Below are 16,609 nucleotides of genomic sequence, written 5' to 3' on the forward strand. Positions count from 1 at the left end.
CTCGATACACAGACACCCGGGGCGGCTGTTTCACGAGCCCGTCTCACCCCCACCCCACGTCACGGTGAAATCGTAAAACTCCACGGGTCTTGGTCTCGTTGCTCCGGATGCCACCTCGCTGGTAAGTCCGTCGAGCATCGGTCAGGACCGACCCCTATCGAGAGGGCGGCGCTGGCCCTTCGATAGGGAGTCTCGCGATGTCGACACACCGCAACGTCCGGCGCCAGGTGCTCGTCCTGGGCTGCGCGCTCCTGCTGTCCTGCGTGAAAGAGGGCGCGCCCACCCCGGAGGTTGGCGCACGGGTGGTGCAGCGTGCCTCCTCGCCGGTCGTCGTCGCCGCGGCCGCCAGCGGCGTCGCGCCCAAGGCCGTGCTCCCCGCGTGGACCACGACCGCGCCCATGGCCACGGCGCGTGGCCAGCACACGGCGGTGTTGTTGGGCTCCGGCAAGGTGCTGGTGCTCAACGGAGTCAACCGGCTGGGCTTCGTCGACGCCGCCGATGTGTACGACCCCGAGACGGGCACCTGGTCCTCCGTTGGAACCACGGGGCTGACCGGCAACATCTCCCAGTCCCTGCTGCTGCCGGATGGCAGGGTGCTGCTGCTGGCCGACGGTTCCCCGACCGGACGGATCTACGACCCCGCCACCAACACCTGGACCAGCACCGGCCCCATGGCGACCACCCGGTCCATTCCCACCCTCACCCTCCTGCGCGCGGGCCGGGTGCTGGTCGCTGGTGGAACCAACAGCGTGGGTAGTCGCCTGACGACGGCGGAGCTGTATGACCCAGGCACCAACACCTTCCTCCCCACCGGCGCGATGAGCATGGCGCGCGGCGCGCATACCGCCGCCCTGCTGAGGGATGGGCGGGTCCTCGCGGTGAGCGGCTTCAACGCCTCGGGTGAGGTCCCGGGCGCGGACATCTACGACCCGGCGACAGGCACCTGGTCCGCCGCGGCGCCGCCGCTCGTGCCCCGCCACTACGCCACCAGCACGTCCCTGCCGGACGGACGGGTGCTGCTGGCGGGAGGCTTCGGGGTCGCGGGTGCGCTCGGCGACGCGGAGCTGTATGACCCCACGAGCAACACCTGGACGGCGACCGGGAGCCTGGCCCGCGTGCGCTCCGGACACACGGCCACGCTGCTCACGAACGGCAGGGTGCTCGTCGCGGGCGGCGCCCCCTTCAACGCCGCGCCCCAGACCGTCGCGGAGTCGTTCGACCCGGCCACGGGCACCTGGAGCGACGTGGGGACGCTGGCCATCGGCCGCGAGAACCACACCGCGACCCTGCTGCCGTCCGGCAAGGTCTTCATCACCGGAGGCTTCGACACCACCGGGGGGACCACGTTCTACGCGGAGACGGAGCTGTACGACCCCGCCATCAACAGCTGGAGGCCGGCGGGCACGCTCTCTGTCGCGGCCGAGGGCCCCCTCTCGGCCCTGCTGAGCACGGGGCAGGTCCTCGTCGCGGGGGGACGCGACACGGGCGGCACGGCCCAGGCGAATGCCCGGCTCTTCGACCCCGCGGGCAACACCTGGAACCCGGTCGCGTCCCTCTCCACTCCGAGAGAGACCGCGACGGCGACGGTGCTCGCCTCGGGCCAGGTGCTCGTGGCGGGCGGCCGCAGTGGCGGCGCCTCCGTCGCATCGACCGAGCGGTACGACCCGGTGTCCCGCACGTGGTCCCCGGGTCCGGACCTGACCACGGCGCGCCATCAGCACACCGCCACGCGCCTGGCCGACGGCCGGGTGCTCGTGGCGGGTGGCGAGCGTGACGGCGGGGTCTTGGCCACGGCCGAGTTGTACGACCCGACCTCGAATACCTGGGCGCCCGCGGCCGCCGCGTCCGTCGCCCGGGCCGAGCACTCCGCGGTCCTGCTCCCGGACGGACAGGTGCTCGTGGTGGGAGGTCGCGACGGCAGTGGAGCCGCGCTGGCCTCCGCCGAGCTGTATGACCCGGCCACGAACACCTGGACACCCGCCGCCGCGTTGCTCCAGGCCCGGACGGCGTTCTCCTTGACGCTCCTGCCCTCCGGACGGGTGGTCGCCGCGGGCGGCTTCGACGGCGTGGCCGACCTCGCGAGCACGGAGCAGTACGACGCCGCGTCGGATGCGTGGGTGACGGGCGGCCCCCTGCCCCAGCCCCGCGGCCAGCACACCGCGACGCTGACGGCCTCGGGGCAGGTGCTCGTCGCGGGCGGAGAGAGCGCCCCCGGGGTCGCCGCCACCACGGCGGTGGTGCTCGACCCGACCACGGGCGCCTGGACGCCGGTGGCCAGTCCCCAGGCGCGCGGCACGCTCGCCGCGGTCGCCCTGCCCTCCGGCGAGGTGCTGCTGGCGGGCGGCGTCGGGCCGACGCGCGCGGAGCTGTACGACGACACGGGCGCGAGCCCGGCATGGCGCCCCGTGGTCACCCGGCCCGACACGCTCTTCGCGTCCTGCGCCATCACCCTCGAGGGCCAGCGCTTCCGCGGTGTCTCCCTGGGAAGCGGAGGGAACTACGAGAGTTCCCCCACGGACTTCCCGCTCGTCCGGCTGCGCTCGGCGGAGGGCGGGCGCCTGTGGACGCTCCCCGCCACGGACATGTCCGACACGCGCGCGACGGTGGTCGTCCCCGCCGACACCCCGCTCGGCCCCCATGCGCTCTCCGTCTTCTCCAACGCCATCCCCGGAGGCCGCATGGTGAACGTCGTCGCCAACACCGCGCCCACCGCGGTGGCGCAATCGTTCGACGTCCGGCTGGGCACGCCCATCGCCGTCACGCTCGAGGCGACCGACCCGGACCCGGGGCAGGTCCTCACCTGGACCATCGTCACCCCGCCCCGACACGGCACGCTCAGCGGCACGCCGCCCGACCTCACCTACACGCCGGACCCGGGCTACACGGGGCCCGACAGCTTCACCTTCCAGGCCCGCGACTGCGGAATGGACAGCAACGCCGCGTCGGTGGACGTCACCGTGGAGGACGACACCACGCCGCCCCTCCCGCTCGAGCTCGCCTGCCCGGGCGAGGTGGTGGTCGACGCGACGGGGCCCGACGGCGCGCCCGCGACGTGGCCAGCCGCCACCGTGACGGAGGGCGCGGACCGAAACCCCACCCTCACCTACGACCCGCCGCAGGGGAGCACCTTCCCCGTCGGGACCACCCAGGTGACGGCCACCGCGGAGGATTCGACGGGACAGCGCGCCGAGTGCCAGTTCGCGGTCCGCGTGCGCCCCATGGTGACGACGGTCATCGAGCTCAAGGGCGGTGGCTGCCAGAGCACGGGAGACGGCCTCATGTCCGCGCTCGCGCTGCTGTTCGGACTGACTTCGTGGCGTGGCCTGCGTCGTCGCCGCGCCGCTTGATTCCCCACCCCTCGCCCCCTTCTTCGAATGGACTTCTCCTTGCGTACACGGGTTCCAAGCTGGGCGTTGACCGCGCTGCTCTCCACCGCCCTGATGTCACAGGCCTTCGCGCAGAGCACGGGGGGTGACGTCGTCCCCATCGACCTGGAGCGGCTGCGCTTCAGCCCCGCCGCGACCGACTCGATGCTGGTGGACACCGGCCGGTTGCTGCACGAGGGCGGCTATCGCCTGATGCTGCTGGCCAACTACGAGCGCGGCATCCTGCTGCTCGAGGGCAGCGACGGCGTCGAGCACGAGCTCATCAACTACCGCGCCGCGGGCTGGCTCGCGGGCGCGTGGTCCCCCATCGCCCACCTGGAGCTGTCCGCGCGAGTGCCCGTCATCATCGCGCAGGGGGGGCATGACACCAGCGGCCTCGCGGGCGTGCGGGAGCCGGACTCCTTCGGGCTCGGCACGCCGGAGCTGGGCGCGCGCTTCGCGTTGCTGGACCGCGAGGACGGAGCCCCCGTGTCCCTCGGGGTGGGATTGGACGTGGGGCTGCCGGGTGGCACCTCGGACGCGTACGGGCGACAGTTGGGCTGGTCCGGGTTCCAGTTCATGCCGCGCGTGTCCCTGGGTGTCGACGTGGGGCCCGTGACGGTGGGCGCCAACATCGGCGCGCGGATTCGCGACAACCAGCCGGAGCCCGGCCGTGACGTGGGCACCGAGTTGGAGCAGGGACTGGTGGTGGCGACCCGAGGCAAGGGGCTGCGCGCGGAGGTCGCGCTGCAGGCCGCCGAGTCCCTGGTGGAGTCCGACCTCGCGTTGGAGCTGCTCGGCGGCGTGCGCCTGCCGGTGGGCAAGGGCTTCGAGGCGTTCGCCATCGCCGGGCATGGCTTCACGGACATCCCGGGCACGCCCTCCCTCCGCCTGGGAGCGGGCCTCGCCTGGGCACACGAACCCGCGCGCGGGGACGCGTGCTCGGCCGGCCAGAAGCACAGCCCCGAGCAGTGCCCCGACCACGACGACGACGGTGACACCGTGCCCAACGGCAAGGACCGTTGCCCGCTGGAAGCCGGGCCCCCGGAGAATGGGGGATGCCCGGACACCGACTCGGACGGCGACGGAGTCGTGGACCGGGAAGACGCCTGCCCGAACGAAGCCGGCGACCCCGCGCACAAGGGCTGCCCTGTCCGCGACGCGGACGGCGATGGCGTCCCCGACGACCAGGACGCCTGCCCCAACGAAGCCGGTGATGCGGAACACAAGGGCTGCCCCGTTCGCGATTCGGATGGCGACGGCGTCTCCGACGACCAGGACGCGTGCCCCAACGAGGCCGGCGACCCCGCGCACGAGGGCTGCCCCGTTCGCGACGCGGACGGCGACGGTGTCCCCGACGACCAGGACGCCTGCCCGAACGAGGCCGGCGACCCCGCGCACAAGGGCTGCCCCGCGCCGAAGGAGCCCCAGACGACTGAACCGGCCGCCCCGACGAGCCAGCACATCCTCTTCCCCGTGGGCCAGGCGACGCTGGAGGCCCCGGAGAAGCACCAGCTCGACGCCATCGCCGCGTACCTGAAGAAGCACCCGAAGCGCTCACTCCGCATCGAGGGCCACACGGACAACACGGGGCCGGAGGAGCTCAACCGCACGCTCAGCCAGCAGCGCGCGGACATGGTGCGTCAGTACCTCGAGCAGCAGAGCATCGCCGGCTCGCGCCTGACGGCGACGGGGTACGGCCCGGAGCGCCCCTTCGAGTCCAACGACACCCCCGAGGGGCGCGCCGCCAACCGCCGCGTGGAGTTCGTCGAGCAACCCGGCGGCGGCACGCCATAGCGAGTGAGACGGGACGCGGGCATCGGTGGCCTCACAAGGCCCTGATGCCCGCCACCAGCAACCCCACGCCCGCCGACACCAGCCCGACGGCGAGCGCCAGCGCGCCCACCCACAGCAACGCCATGAGCCGGTTCGGCCGCTCGGGCTCCTTGCCGAGGACGGACAAGAAGAAGCCCGCCGGCATCAACAGCGCGGCCACCGGCACGCCGTAGCGCGCCGCGAGGTCGAAGGCGAAGGGCAGCCGCGCGGCGTCGATGACGCCGAGGATGGCCACGCTCAACACCAGCAACACCGCCGCGTGCGCGTGCCCGGCCCGGAAGAAGTTCTTCTGGAGCGCGTTCGCGGGCACCATCCCCCGACCGACACGGACCAGGAACCACCCCCCCGACTCCACCGTGACGAGGGACAGCAACAGGACGCCGATGAGGATGAGGGTGTGAGCTTGGATAGTCATGGTATCCAATATTGGATACCTGTAATATCCAACGCAAGGAAACCGTGATGCGAATCTCCGAACTGGTGGAGCGGACCGGGGTGCCACTCGCGACCCTGAAGTACTACCTGCGCGAGGGGCTGCTGCCGTCCGGAGAGGCGACCTCTGCGACGCGGGCCGCGTACGGGGAAACGCATGTGCGGCGCGTCGCGGTGATTCGTGCCCTCACGGAGACGGTGGGGCTGAGCGTGCAGAAGACGCGAGACGTGCTCCAGCTCATCGACCACCCCGAGGAGGACCTGGTCGGGATGCTGGGGAAGGCCATCGAGGCCCTGCCACCGAACGTCACGCCGGACGCGCGGGCGGACTACCCCCGGGCACGGGCGGTGCTGGAGAAGCTCGGGCAGGTCTATGAGCCGCGCTTCGCGGCGGTGGCCCAGTTGGAGCACGCGCTGGCGGCGGCGGAAGCGGCGGGCATCCCGCTGGATGACGAACGGCTGGCCGTCTACGGGCCCCACATCCGGGCCATCGCGGAGTTCGACGTGCGCAACGTCCCCCGCGAGCCCGCGGCGGCCGTGGAGTACGCCGTGCTGGGCACGGCCGTCCACGAGCCCGTGCTCGTCGCGCTGCGGCGGCTGGCGCACCAGGACCTCGCGTCCCGGCGGCTCGGCCCAGGCCGCGACGCGACGAAGTCCCCACGGGGAAAGCCCCCGAAAGCCCCCTCGGCGACGAAGGGGCGCTCCTGGAAGAAGGACTGACCGCGCGCGTCAGGCCAACACGGGCTTCTTCCCGCGCAGCAAGGCGAAGACCTTGTCGCGGTCCAGCCCGTCCGGGGAGAAGGCGGCCGGGACGAAGACCTTCTTCAGCGCCGCCGCCGAGGCGTCGAACCTGCCGTTCTTGTAGTGGCGGGAGGCCTTCACGCGGGCCTGGACGTCGTGGTCGTCCTCGATGACCACCTCCGCCCTCAGCGCGCCCCCCACCCGCAGGGAGGCGTCGTTGTGGTGGCCCCAGACGACGGGCGACTCCAGGTCCTGGCCCACCACCAGCTCGCCGTCCGAGTCCACTCCCGCCGCATGGAGGGAGCCGCCCACCACCAGCAGGGCCTCCGGTCCCACGTTGCGAACCACGCCCGAGACCTCCAGGTCTCCCGTCACGAGCAGCGGCCCGTGCAGGGTGAGGTCTCCCTTCACGGTGAGGTCACCTCTCACGAAGCGCGGGGCCTTGGAGAAGGTGGGGGTCCGCGGCTCCGGGGGCAGTCCCTCTCGCGCCAGCGTCACCACCGCCATCGCCACGCCCGGGTGCTCGCCCTGGAGCGCGCTCGCCGCCTGGTCCCACGACGTCGCGCCTCCCAGCGCGAGGCTCCTCAGGACGCGCTCGACCGCGGCCACGTCGTCCTCCTCGAAGTACCACGCCCCGAGCACCTTCTTCTTCCCACGCGCCAGCGCGTCCAGCAGGGGCTGGACGTCGAGCCCCTGGGCGCCGCCACCCTTCTTCGCGGGGGCCTTGGCGCCCAGGAGTTGGGCGAGCTGGGGATGTTTGTGCGCCAGGGCTTCCTGGGCCGCCGTCGCCCCGCCGGAGTCCTTCCGGGCAGGGTCGGCCCCCGAGGCGAGCAGGAGCTCGATGACCGGGCCTCGCTCGGCGAAGCGCGCGTGCTGGTGCAGCGGCGTCCAGCCCTTGCCCGCGTTCGGGTTCGCCTTCGCGGCGAGGAGCGCTCGGGCCACCTCCACCGTCTTCGCGTTGAACAGCGCCGTGCGGCCGTCCTGGTCGAGCGCATCCACCCAGACACCGCCCTGGGCGAGGACCGGGATGCAGCTCACGGCGCCGTACTCCGCGGCGACATGCAGCGCCGTGGCCTTGTCGTCGTCGATCGCCGTGGGAGACAGGCCCAGCGCGAGCAACGCCTTCACCAGCACGGCGTCGTCCACCAGGGTGGCCAGGTGCAGGAGGCCGTGCTGGCTGTCATCCCGCACGTCCAGGTTCGCGCCCAGGGCGCGCAGGGCCAACACCCGCCCCACCCGACCACCGCCGCCATAGCCCGGGCCGAAGTGGGGGGCACCGTCCAGCCCCGCCGCGAGCAGGAGCCCCGCGTCCAGGGACTTGCCGCGTGCCCCCTTCGGCCGCGCCGCGGGCTTGCGCTTCTGGAGCCACGAAAGGAAGCCCTCGTGCGAGAACACCCCCTCCAGGCCGTGGAAGCTGAGCGGGTCGTCGTCGCCGTCCTCGCAGTACACGCGGAGCTCGGGGGACGCCTCGACCTGGGCCAGCAGCGCCTCGTAGCCCTTCTCCGGCTTCGCTTGTCGCAGCGCCCGCCAGGCCTCGAGTCCTCGTCGTCCCCGGGAGTGGTCCACGATGTCGCGGAGCGCCTCCGCCTCGTCCAGCGCCGCCTCCACCGCGTCGAGCTGGGCGGCCGTGGGCTGACCCATCACCTGCGCTTCCGCCCACTGGCTCAACGCGAGGGCGCGGGCCCGCTGGGCATCGCTCAAGGCACCGCCCGTGCGCGTCCCGCGCGTGAGCTCGAGGAGGCGGTCGCGGATGCCCCAGTGCTCCGCCTTCATCTCCCGCGACCACGTCGTGGGGTCGCTTCGTCGGTGGAGGTTGAGCACCCAGTTGAGCGAGTGCAACGCGCGCAAGTGCTCCGGGTGTACAGCCAACACCTGGCGCAGGAGCGCCGTGGCCTTCTCGAGGTCGGGGATGGACTGGTCGAGCAGCCGGTCCGCCTTCTTCATCCAGGCGGAGACCTCTGTCTCACTGGACTTCCGCGTGTCTTGGGTACGAGCCATGAGCGAGACACTCTGGCACCCGCCTCACGGCCCTTCACCGGAAAACTCCCTCGCCTGGGAGCGCTCGGGCACGGCAGCCAGGCCTTCCTGGACAGCTCCGTGAGGGCATGGCTGGCTGGCGCCATGCACCCGACCGAGAGCTTCTTGCAGGGGCTTCGTCTTCAGGGCTTCGCGCTCGCTCCCCAGGCCGCGTCCCCGACCCTGCTGGAGATATTGGAGCGGGCCTTCCCTCCCGCCATCGCCCCGGAGTCCACGCGTCGACGCGGAGGCCAGCGCAACGTGCTCGACGAGCCCGCGGGCGTCACCGCCGCCCGGGACACCGCCATCCGGGGACTCGCCCGCGCGGTGCTCGGGGAAGACTGCTTCGTCGCGAGGGCCCTGCTCTTCGACAAGACGCCCGACGCCAACTGGAAGGTGCGCTGGCACCAGGACCTCACCATCGCCGTGCGCGAACGGCACGAGGCTCCCGGATTCGGGCCCTGGACGCACAAGGAAGGTGTCACCCACGCGCTCGCGCCCACTCCCTTGCTCACTCGCATGCTGGCCCTGCGCATCCACCTCGACCCCTGCGGCGAGGAGAACGGCCCCGTGAAGGTCCTCCCTGGCACCCACCAGCAGGGGAAGCTCACGGAGGCCGACATCGCGGAGCACAAGTCGCGTGTCGGGGCCGTGGCGTGCCTCGCCTGTCGCGGCGACGTGCTCGCGTTCCACCCGTTGCTGCTGCATGCGTCCTCTCCCGCGACGAAGCCGGGGCATCGACGCGTCCTCCATCTGGAGTTCGCCGCCGAGGCACTCCCCGTCGGGCTCGAGTGGCGCTGGGAGGTCTGAACCGCCGGCAATGCCCCTTTGCGTCTTCGCTGGAATACGCGGCCCCCCCGTGTCGGCGCACGCCCGCCGCCGACGCGGCTGGAGCGCCAGGAAAGTGTCGACTCGCCGCAAGCGCAAGCGACCGAGGGCGGGGCTTTGCCCAGACGCGAGCCTTCCCCAGCTTGCCGCATGCCTGCCATTTCCGGTCTGGCACCGAGGCCACGGACAACCGCCGCGCCCCGAGTGAGCGAGGAACGCTGGCACGCCTCGCAGCGACAGGAGAAACCATGAAGCGACTCATTGGATGGGTGGCATTGTGCGTGGCATTGCTTGGCGCCACGCAGGGCCATGCGACACCCATCGAAACAGTGGAGACAGCCACTCCACAGCCGCTCGCGACGAGCTGGATTTATCGTGACGGCATGGTTGCACCCTGGGTGGACTACTCATGGACCACCCGGAACCTGAAGAACACGTCACCCGTGTCCGCGGGCCAGTATTCCCTCGCGGCGACGATGAAGGCCACCGAGGCGCTCTTCTTCTACACGCCCTTGATTGGCGCCAGCGCCGACGCGGCGTTGACGCTGCGCGTGCATGGCGGCACCTCGGGCACCAACTCCGTGGTGAAGGTCCTCGTCGTGGCGGACGGCGTCTGGAGCGCGGGCGTCGAGTTGGGGAGGTACTGCACCGGCGGCCGCATCCAGGCCAACCAGTGGGTGAGCTGCCGCGTCCCCATCGTCGACCTCGCCCCGGCGGGCTCGGCGCTGTCGGGCATCGCCTTGCAGGAGGGCCGCAGGGTCAACCTGCCCACGCTCTACTTCGACGAGCTGAGCGTCCAGGGAGCGACAGCGCCGCCCCCCGTCGTGGTGACGGTCAGCCCCACGTCCGTCTCCCTGCCGACGGGCGGCTCGAAGACTTTCACCGCCACGGTGAAGGGCAGCCCCGTGACGACCGTGGCCTGGTCCGTCCAGGAAGGCAGCGCCGGCGGCACCATCACCTCCGCGGGTGTCTACACGGCGCCGACCCGCGCGGGCACGTATCACGTCAAGGCGACCAGCACCTCGAACCCGACCTCGTCCGCGGTGGCCACCATCACCGTGGGCTCCCCCCAGCCAGGGAGGCTCTGGGTCTCCGGCTACTACACCGGCTGGAACTCCGACTTCTATCCTCCGGAGAAGGTGGACTTCAGCGCGATGACCCACATCATCGTCGGCCGTGTCACCCCCAACCGGGACGGCACCGTCAACACGCAGTTCGACAACTCGAACGGGCCGCAGATCGCGCGCACCCTCGCCCAGCGCGCGCACGCCGCGGGGCGCAAGGCCATCATCATGGTGGGCGGCTCCGGTGAGCACGACGGCTGGGTGGGCGCCGCGTCCAACGCGAACCGCGCCCGCTTCGTCCAGAACCTGATTCGAGCCATGGACACCTTCGGCTACGACGGCCTGGACATCGACTGGGAGCCCATCGAGTCCGTCGACAAGCCGTTCCTGCTGTCGCTGGTGAAGGAGCTGCGCGCGGCGCGGCCCGGCATGCTGCTCACCATCCCCATCGGCTGGGTGAACGCCAACTTCCCCGAGGACGCCGACCCGTGGTTCGCCAACCTGGTGCCGTACATGGACCAGATCAACGTCATGACGTACGAGATGACGGGCCCTTGGGACGGCTGGCAGTCCTGGTACTCCTCCGCGCTCCGGGGCGATTCGGGCAACCGCCCCTCCTCCGTCACCGCCAGCCTCAACGCGTGGGTCGCCGCGGGCCTGCCCAAGGCGAAGCTGGGCATGGGCATCCCGTTCTACGGCATGGCCTGGCGCCACATCACCGGCCCCTATCAGAACTACACGGACTGGTCCGACTACGTGGGCAGCGACAACGACTTCACCTATCAATACATCCAGGAGCTGTCGTCGCGCGGTGTCTATCATTGGGACGAGGCCGCGCAGTCCAGCTACATCACCTTCGCCACGCCCGTGGTGGATGGGACCGTGCGGTGGATCTCCTATGACTCGCCCCAGGCCATCGCCGCCAAGGGCGCCTTCGCGCGCAACAACGGCTACGGGGGCACCATCATCTGGACCATCAACCAGGGCTGTACCAACCCCGCGACGGGCGCGAACCCGCTGCTCGACGCGGTGAAGAGCGCCTTCCAGCCGTAGCCCCCCGGGCGGCGGCGGGACGCTCTCCACCGAGCGTCCCGCGCACGCGTCCGGAGAAGCCTGCGGGCCTCCCCCCCGGGTTCGCGTCAACCGCGCTGCGCGTAGTACTCGACGATGAACGGCTCGTTCACGTCGACCGGAATCTCCTCGCGCTCCGGCAGGCGCACGTACTTCATGCCCTCGCCGTCCCCGAGCAGTTGGAGGTACGGCGGGACCAGGCGGCCCTTCATGCGCTCGAAGGACTCGCGGACGATGGTGAGCTTCAGGTGCGCGGGACGGAAGCGGACCTCGCTGCCCGGGCGGACGCGGAAGCTGGGGATGTCCGTGGCGGCGCCGTCCACCTGCAGGTAGCCGTGGCGCACGAACTGCCGCGCCTGGCGGATGCTGGTGGCCAGGCCCGCGCGCAGCACCAGCGCGTCCAGCCGGCTCTCCAGCAACTGCAACAGCACCGTGCCCGTGTTGCCCGGCGAGCGCCGCGCCTCCTGGAACGCGCGGCGGCACTGCTTCTCCAGGAGCCCGTAGTACAGCTTCAGCTTCTGCTTCTCCCGCAGCCGCCGGGCGAAGTCGCTGTTGCCCATCCGGGCGGTCGCCCCGTGCTGCCCCGGGGGATACGGCCTCCTCAGCACCGGATCCTTGTCCGGGTCCTTCCCGCTGATTCGCGACAGCGGAATGCCCAGCCGCCGGCACATCCGACCCCTCGGTCCCAGTTCTCGCGCCACGTCCCGTTCCTCCGTCCTACTCGATGAATCGAGCAAAGATGATTTTGATAATCACTATCAATTTCAATAGCGGAAAACGCGGCGCGGATCAAGCCCCCCGAGCGGGGAGGCGACACCGGCGGTGAGGCGCCTGGAGGGCGGGGCCGGTGTCGGGAGGGGGCTGGCTCAGACGAGGCGGTGGCCTCCGTCGACGTGGAGGACCTCGCCGGTGGTGAAGCCGTTCTCCATGAGGAAGCGCGCGGCCCGGGCCACCTCCTCGGGGCGGCCCACGCGGCCCACGGGGAGGCGGCGCGCGTGGGTGTCGAAGGCGCGGGACTTGTCGAGCCCGGGCGTGGCGTCCCACAGGGGGGTGTCGACCCAGCCGGGGGACAGGGCGTTGACGCGCAACGGGGCAAGCTCCAGCGCGAGCGCGCGGGCGAGCGCGTTGACGGCGCCATTCACCGCGGCGATGGCCGCGCCGCCCGGCGAGGGCCGCTCGGAGGCGACGCCGGTGACGAAGGTCAGCGAGCCGGCCGGCTCGAACCGCGCGTAGCGGGCGAGGTGGAGCGCGGCCAGCAGCTTGGAGTCGAGCGTGCGCCGGGCGCGGGCGAGGTCGAACTGGCGGATGGGCTGGTAGTAGGGGTCCACCGCGGTGAGGACGATGTGATGCTGGGGGACGAGGCGCTCGAGCGCCTCGCGCGTCCGGGCCTCGTCGGTGATGTCCAGCGCGAGGGTGCGCACGCGGTCGGGGGTCGCCAAGCCCGCCGCCGCCCGCGCGAGCTTCTCCTCCGAGCGGCTCGCCAGCGTCACGTGCGCCCCTGCCTCCAGGCTGGCGCGCGCCACCGCCAGCCCGATGCCCGAGGAGCCACCCACGACCAGGACCTGCTGTTTGTCGAGTGTTATGCCCCAGGAGTAGTGCGGTGGCCCGCGGGGAGCCATGGGACGGTGTGGCATGCTCCATCCCATGAGCGGGATGATTTCGACGGAGGACGTGCGCCTGTTCCTGGCCGTCGCCAGCCACCTGAGCTTCGTGGAGGCGGCGCGGCGCACGGGCATCCCCACCAGCACGGTGAGCCGGCGGGTGGCGAAGCTGGAGGAGGCGCTGGGCACGCGGCTCCTGCAGCGCACGTCGCGGCAGGTGGGGCTGACGCAGGAGGGCGCGCGGCTGGTGGAGCGGGCGGGGCCGCTGGTGGAGGAGTTGGAAGGAGTGCTCCAGCGCTCCGCGGAGCGCGACGACGAGCCGACGGGGCGGCTGCGCGTCACGGCCCCGCTGATGACGGGGGCCCAGCGCATCGCGCCGGCGCTGTTCTCCTTCGCGGCGCGCCACCGCGGGGTCCAGGTGGAGCTGCACCTGACCAACTCGCTGGTGCCGCTGGTGGACGAGGGCTTCGACCTGGCGTTCCGCACGGGCCCCGTGCGCGACGCGGAGCTGGTGGCCCGGCGCGTGGGGAGCGTGCCGTTCTCGCTCGCCGCCTCACCGGGGTTCGTGAGGCAGGCGCTGAAGCAGCGCCCCCGGCTCTCGCGGGAGCGGCTCGGCGAGGTGCCGGCCATCCTCCCCCGCCCCGGCGCCGTGTGGCGGCTGCGGCGCAAGGACGGCTCCGCGGACGAGGTGCGCCCCCTGGAGCGGTTCTGCGCGGATGACCCGCGGGTGATGATCTCCGCCGCGGTGGCCGGGCTGGGCGTGGTCTGCGCGCCCACGGAGGTCATCGCCCAGCAGGGCTCCCAGCTCGTCCCCGTGACGGTGGCCTCGCGCACGGTGGAGGCGCGGGAGCTGTTCGCGGTGTACCCCTCGCGCCGCCAGCTCCCCGCCCGCGTGAGGCTCGCGCTCGACTGGATTCTCGCGCGGGACGGGTGAGCGGCGGCTACTTCCAGCCGCGGCCACCCCGGCCCGCGTCGCGCTTCACCAGCTCCACCTTCATGCCCAACAGCTCGCGGCTCTCGCCCTTGGAGCCGCACGGCGCGCCATTCGTGTACGGGCCGATGGGCGCCTTGTCCCCCGCCACGAGGCACCAGTAGCGGACGGTGTAGTCCTTCGCCGCGCGGCCCGTGAGGCGGAAGGCGAAGGCCTCCAGCCGGCGCGACTCGCCCGTCGTCCCGCAGCGCGCGCCCGCCTTCAACCAGGGCGAGTCGCCCACGTCCTGGAGGTGGCACATGTACTCGAGCCCCGCCTCCCGTGCCGAGTGGGGCACGTCGAACACGAACTGCTCGATGCGGCGCGGCGCGTCGGGCAGCCAGGCGCCCGCGACGTAGGGCTGGTCCCCCACGTCCGCGCTGTGGACCACGCCCACCAACCGCACGGCGTCCGCAGACCGGACGGGGTCCGCCAGCGCGGAAGTCGGGACGACGGCGAGCAGCGTCAGCGAGGCGAGCAGGGTCTTCATCGCGGGAATCCTCATCTCTGCGGGATGCCCGTTCCGACCGACCCTGCGCGGGAGATATTCACCCGCGGCGTGTCACTTGTCCTTGGACAGGATGACGACGCTGTAGGGCCCCAGGTTGTTGAGGGCGCCGCTGGCGGGCAGGCCGTCCTTGCCGCCCCAGTGGCCGCCCACGTCGAAGCTCTGGGCGTTGCCGAAGTCCCCGGAGTAGCCCTGCCAGTCGCTGTTGAAGCGCACCTTCCACGTGCCGTCGGAGGGCAGGCCCAGCTCGTAGTTGGAGAGCTGCTTGCCGCCGAAGTTGACGACGACGATGGTGTCGTCGCCCGCGCCGCCCTTGTCCCAGCGGTGGAAGGCGATGACCTTGTCGTTGTTGTTCACGTGGTGGACGTTGACGTTCTCCCCACGCAGGCCGGCGGTGTCGTCGTTCCAGTTGCGGCGCAGCTTGATGAGGTCCGTGTAGGCCTGGTTGATGCCGCTAAAGGACTCCTTCTTCTTCCAGTCGAGCGGGTCGCCGTCCTGGAAGTGGCCGTCCTCGAGGAACTCCTGGCCCTGGAAGATCATCGGGATGCCGGGGCTGGTCATCGTGAGCGCGGCGCCGATGAGCGAGCGCTTCTTGGCGTGGTAGCCGCCCGCGTCCCAGCCGCCCACCTCGCTGGGCAGGCGCTGCTTGCCGTTGGCCACCTCGTCGTGGCTCTCCGTGTAGATGACGCGCTGGGTGGCGGAGCCGTTGTACTTGAAGGAGATGGCCCGGGCGACGGCGTCCATGTCCCGGTCGTTGTCGGAGAACGCGGTGAGCGCGGCGCGCACCGGGTGCACGAAGTTGGAGTCCCACTGGCTGTCGAAGCCCGCGCCCTGCGCGTGCGTGACGGCCGCCTCGTTGCCCAGGTCCTCCGCGATGATGATCTTCTGCGGGAACTCGCGGTTGACCGCCTCGTTGATCTCCTTGAGCAGCTGCCAGCCCTGCGGGTTGTCCGCGCCGCTGGCCTGGCGGATCTCCTTCGTCGCGTCCAGGCGCAGGCCATCCATGTGGTAGTCGCGCAGCCACATCATGGCGTTGTCGCGCAGGTAGTCACGCACCTCGTGGCGGCCGTAGTCCGGGCGCGTGTCGCCCCACGGCGTCTTGGCGCGCCAGTCCGTGTAGAAGTAGCTGCCGCCCTTGCCGTACGTCTCGCCGTCGAAGTCCCACTGCGGCAGGTCGCTGGGGCCCAGGTGGTTGTAGACGACGTCCATGACCACGCCGATGCCGCGCTTGTGCGCCTCGTCCACGAAGCGCTTGAGGTCGTCCGGCGTGCCGTACGCGCTCTCCGGCGCGTTGGGGTACGCCGGGTTGTAGCCCCAACTGAAGTCGGCCGCGAACTCCGCGGAGGGCATGACCTCGATGACGTTGATGCCCAGGTCCTTCAGGTGGTCCAGCTTGTCGATGGCGCTCTGCCAGTTGCCGGGGCCCCAGCCGGGCTCGTCGTTGAACGTGCCCACGTGCATCTCGTAGATGACCGCCTCGTTCCAGGGCGGCATCTTGAAGTCCCAGTCGTGCTCCCACTGATAGGTCTTGTGGTCGACGATGACGGAGTTGCCCGTGGAGTTCGTCACGTCGTTGGCGCGCGGGTCGCCCTTCCAGCGCCAGTCGCCGTACTTGCCCTGGACCACGTACTGGTACTGCTCCCCCGCCTTGGCGCCGGGGACGTCGAGCGAGAAGTTGCCGCTCGCCTCGCGCTGCAGCTCCACCGTCTGCCAGTTGCTGAAGTCACCCGCCACCTGCACCCGCTGCGCGTTGGGCGCCCAGACGCGGAAGGTGGTGCCCCCGTCGTAGGGGATGGCGCCCATGCCCGGACGGCTGGAGGGCTGCGTGGGCATGGGGACGGCGCTCTTCGACGGCAGCTCCGCGACGAGGGTGCCATCGCGCCGCGGCAGGTCGCGCGAATGGGGGCCGTGCGTCTGCGGGGCCTGGGGCGCGCGGAGCTGGACCTCGGCGCTCTTGCGCTGGCGGACGTCGTCGAAGAAGTCCTTGCCTCCCGCGCCGCGCGCCCCGCCGGACGTGTTCGCGCCGGAGGACTGCGACGACTTCGCGCCCGCCTCGTTCGAGGCGCGCGACGTGGAGGACGAGGAAGCGGGACGGCTCGGTGGGGGAATCCGGGTGGGCATGTCTCGGCCGTTGTCTGGGGAAGTCCAGACTCAGTATCGGCCACGCGCGCCCAAGG

At 71.5% G+C, this 16,609-nt stretch carries 12 protein-coding genes; 6 read left to right on the forward strand and 6 right to left on the reverse strand.

What is annotated here, in order from left to right:
• Positions 1-197: 197 nt before the first annotated feature.
• On the forward strand, positions 198-3,347 hold the full coding sequence (locus LZ198_RS03895) for a kelch repeat-containing protein (protein ID WP_253970501.1): 3,150 nt from the start codon (positions 198-200) through the stop codon (positions 3,345-3,347).
• Between the two features lie 39 nt (positions 3,348-3,386).
• Positions 3,387-5,162 carry an OmpA family protein gene (locus LZ198_RS03900; RefSeq protein WP_253970502.1) on the forward strand — a complete coding sequence of 592 codons (1,776 nt, stop codon included), beginning with the start codon at positions 3,387-3,389 and terminating at the stop codon, positions 5,160-5,162.
• 31 nt (positions 5,163-5,193) lie between these two features.
• Here the strand turns inward: LZ198_RS03900 and LZ198_RS03905 are convergent, their stop codons facing one another.
• Positions 5,194-5,616, reverse strand: a complete 423-nt coding sequence (locus LZ198_RS03905) for a hypothetical protein (RefSeq protein WP_253970503.1) — start codon at positions 5,614-5,616, stop codon at positions 5,194-5,196.
• 47 nt (positions 5,617-5,663) lie between these two features.
• On the opposite strand from LZ198_RS03905, the gene LZ198_RS03910 reads away from it, so the two are divergent.
• Positions 5,664-6,353 carry a MerR family transcriptional regulator gene (locus tag LZ198_RS03910; RefSeq protein WP_253970504.1) on the forward strand — a complete coding sequence of 230 codons (690 nt, stop codon included), beginning with the start codon at positions 5,664-5,666 and terminating at the stop codon, positions 6,351-6,353.
• Positions 6,354-6,362: 9 nt separating this feature from the next.
• Here the strand turns inward: LZ198_RS03910 and LZ198_RS43150 are convergent, their stop codons facing one another.
• Positions 6,363-8,372 (reverse strand): ankyrin repeat domain-containing protein, encoded by a 2,010-nt coding sequence (locus tag LZ198_RS43150; RefSeq protein ID WP_267145455.1) that lies wholly within the window; start codon positions 8,370-8,372, stop codon positions 6,363-6,365.
• Positions 8,373-8,495: 123 nt separating this feature from the next.
• On the opposite strand from LZ198_RS43150, the gene LZ198_RS03920 reads away from it, so the two are divergent.
• Both LZ198_RS03920 and LZ198_RS03925 read left to right on the forward strand, forming a co-directional pair.
• Positions 8,496-9,200 carry a phytanoyl-CoA dioxygenase family protein gene (locus LZ198_RS03920; RefSeq protein ID WP_253970505.1) on the forward strand — a complete coding sequence of 235 codons (705 nt, stop codon included), beginning with the start codon at positions 8,496-8,498 and terminating at the stop codon, positions 9,198-9,200.
• A 401-nt stretch (positions 9,201-9,601) separates the two neighbouring features.
• Positions 9,602-11,335, forward strand: a complete 1,734-nt coding sequence (locus LZ198_RS03925) for a glycosyl hydrolase family 18 protein (protein ID WP_253970506.1) — start codon at positions 9,602-9,604, stop codon at positions 11,333-11,335.
• An 86-nt stretch (positions 11,336-11,421) separates the two neighbouring features.
• Here the strand turns inward: LZ198_RS03925 and rpsD are convergent, their stop codons facing one another.
• Together rpsD and LZ198_RS03935 are read right to left on the reverse strand one after the other, a co-directional pair.
• Positions 11,422-12,054 carry a 30S ribosomal protein S4 gene (gene rpsD / locus LZ198_RS03930; RefSeq protein ID WP_253970507.1) on the reverse strand — a complete coding sequence of 211 codons (633 nt, stop codon included), beginning with the start codon at positions 12,052-12,054 and terminating at the stop codon, positions 11,422-11,424.
• A 165-nt stretch (positions 12,055-12,219) separates the two neighbouring features.
• Positions 12,220-12,987, reverse strand: coding sequence for an SDR family oxidoreductase (locus LZ198_RS03935; RefSeq protein ID WP_253970508.1), 768 nt, complete (start codon positions 12,985-12,987; stop codon positions 12,220-12,222).
• On the opposite strand from LZ198_RS03935, the gene LZ198_RS03940 reads away from it, so the two are divergent.
• Positions 12,986-13,888: a LysR family transcriptional regulator gene (locus LZ198_RS03940; protein WP_253970509.1), complete on the forward strand. Its 903-nt coding sequence runs from the start codon at positions 12,986-12,988 to the stop codon at positions 13,886-13,888. The genes LZ198_RS03935 and LZ198_RS03940 overlap by 2 nt on opposite strands.
• Before the next feature lie 7 nt (positions 13,889-13,895).
• Here the strand turns inward: LZ198_RS03940 and LZ198_RS03945 are convergent, their stop codons facing one another.
• Both LZ198_RS03945 and LZ198_RS03950 read right to left on the reverse strand, forming a co-directional pair.
• Positions 13,896-14,414 carry a hypothetical protein gene (locus tag LZ198_RS03945; protein WP_253970510.1) on the reverse strand — a complete coding sequence of 173 codons (519 nt, stop codon included), beginning with the start codon at positions 14,412-14,414 and terminating at the stop codon, positions 13,896-13,898.
• Positions 14,415-14,486: 72 nt separating this feature from the next.
• Entirely contained in the window at positions 14,487-16,553 is a 2,067-nt protein-coding gene (locus tag LZ198_RS03950; RefSeq protein WP_253970511.1) for an alpha-amylase family glycosyl hydrolase, read from the reverse strand.
• Positions 16,554-16,609 lie beyond the last annotated feature (56 nt).

Origin of the sequence: Myxococcus dinghuensis, assembly GCF_024198235.1 — a bacterium.
Taxonomy (GTDB): domain Bacteria; phylum Myxococcota; class Myxococcia; order Myxococcales; family Myxococcaceae; genus Myxococcus; species Myxococcus dinghuensis.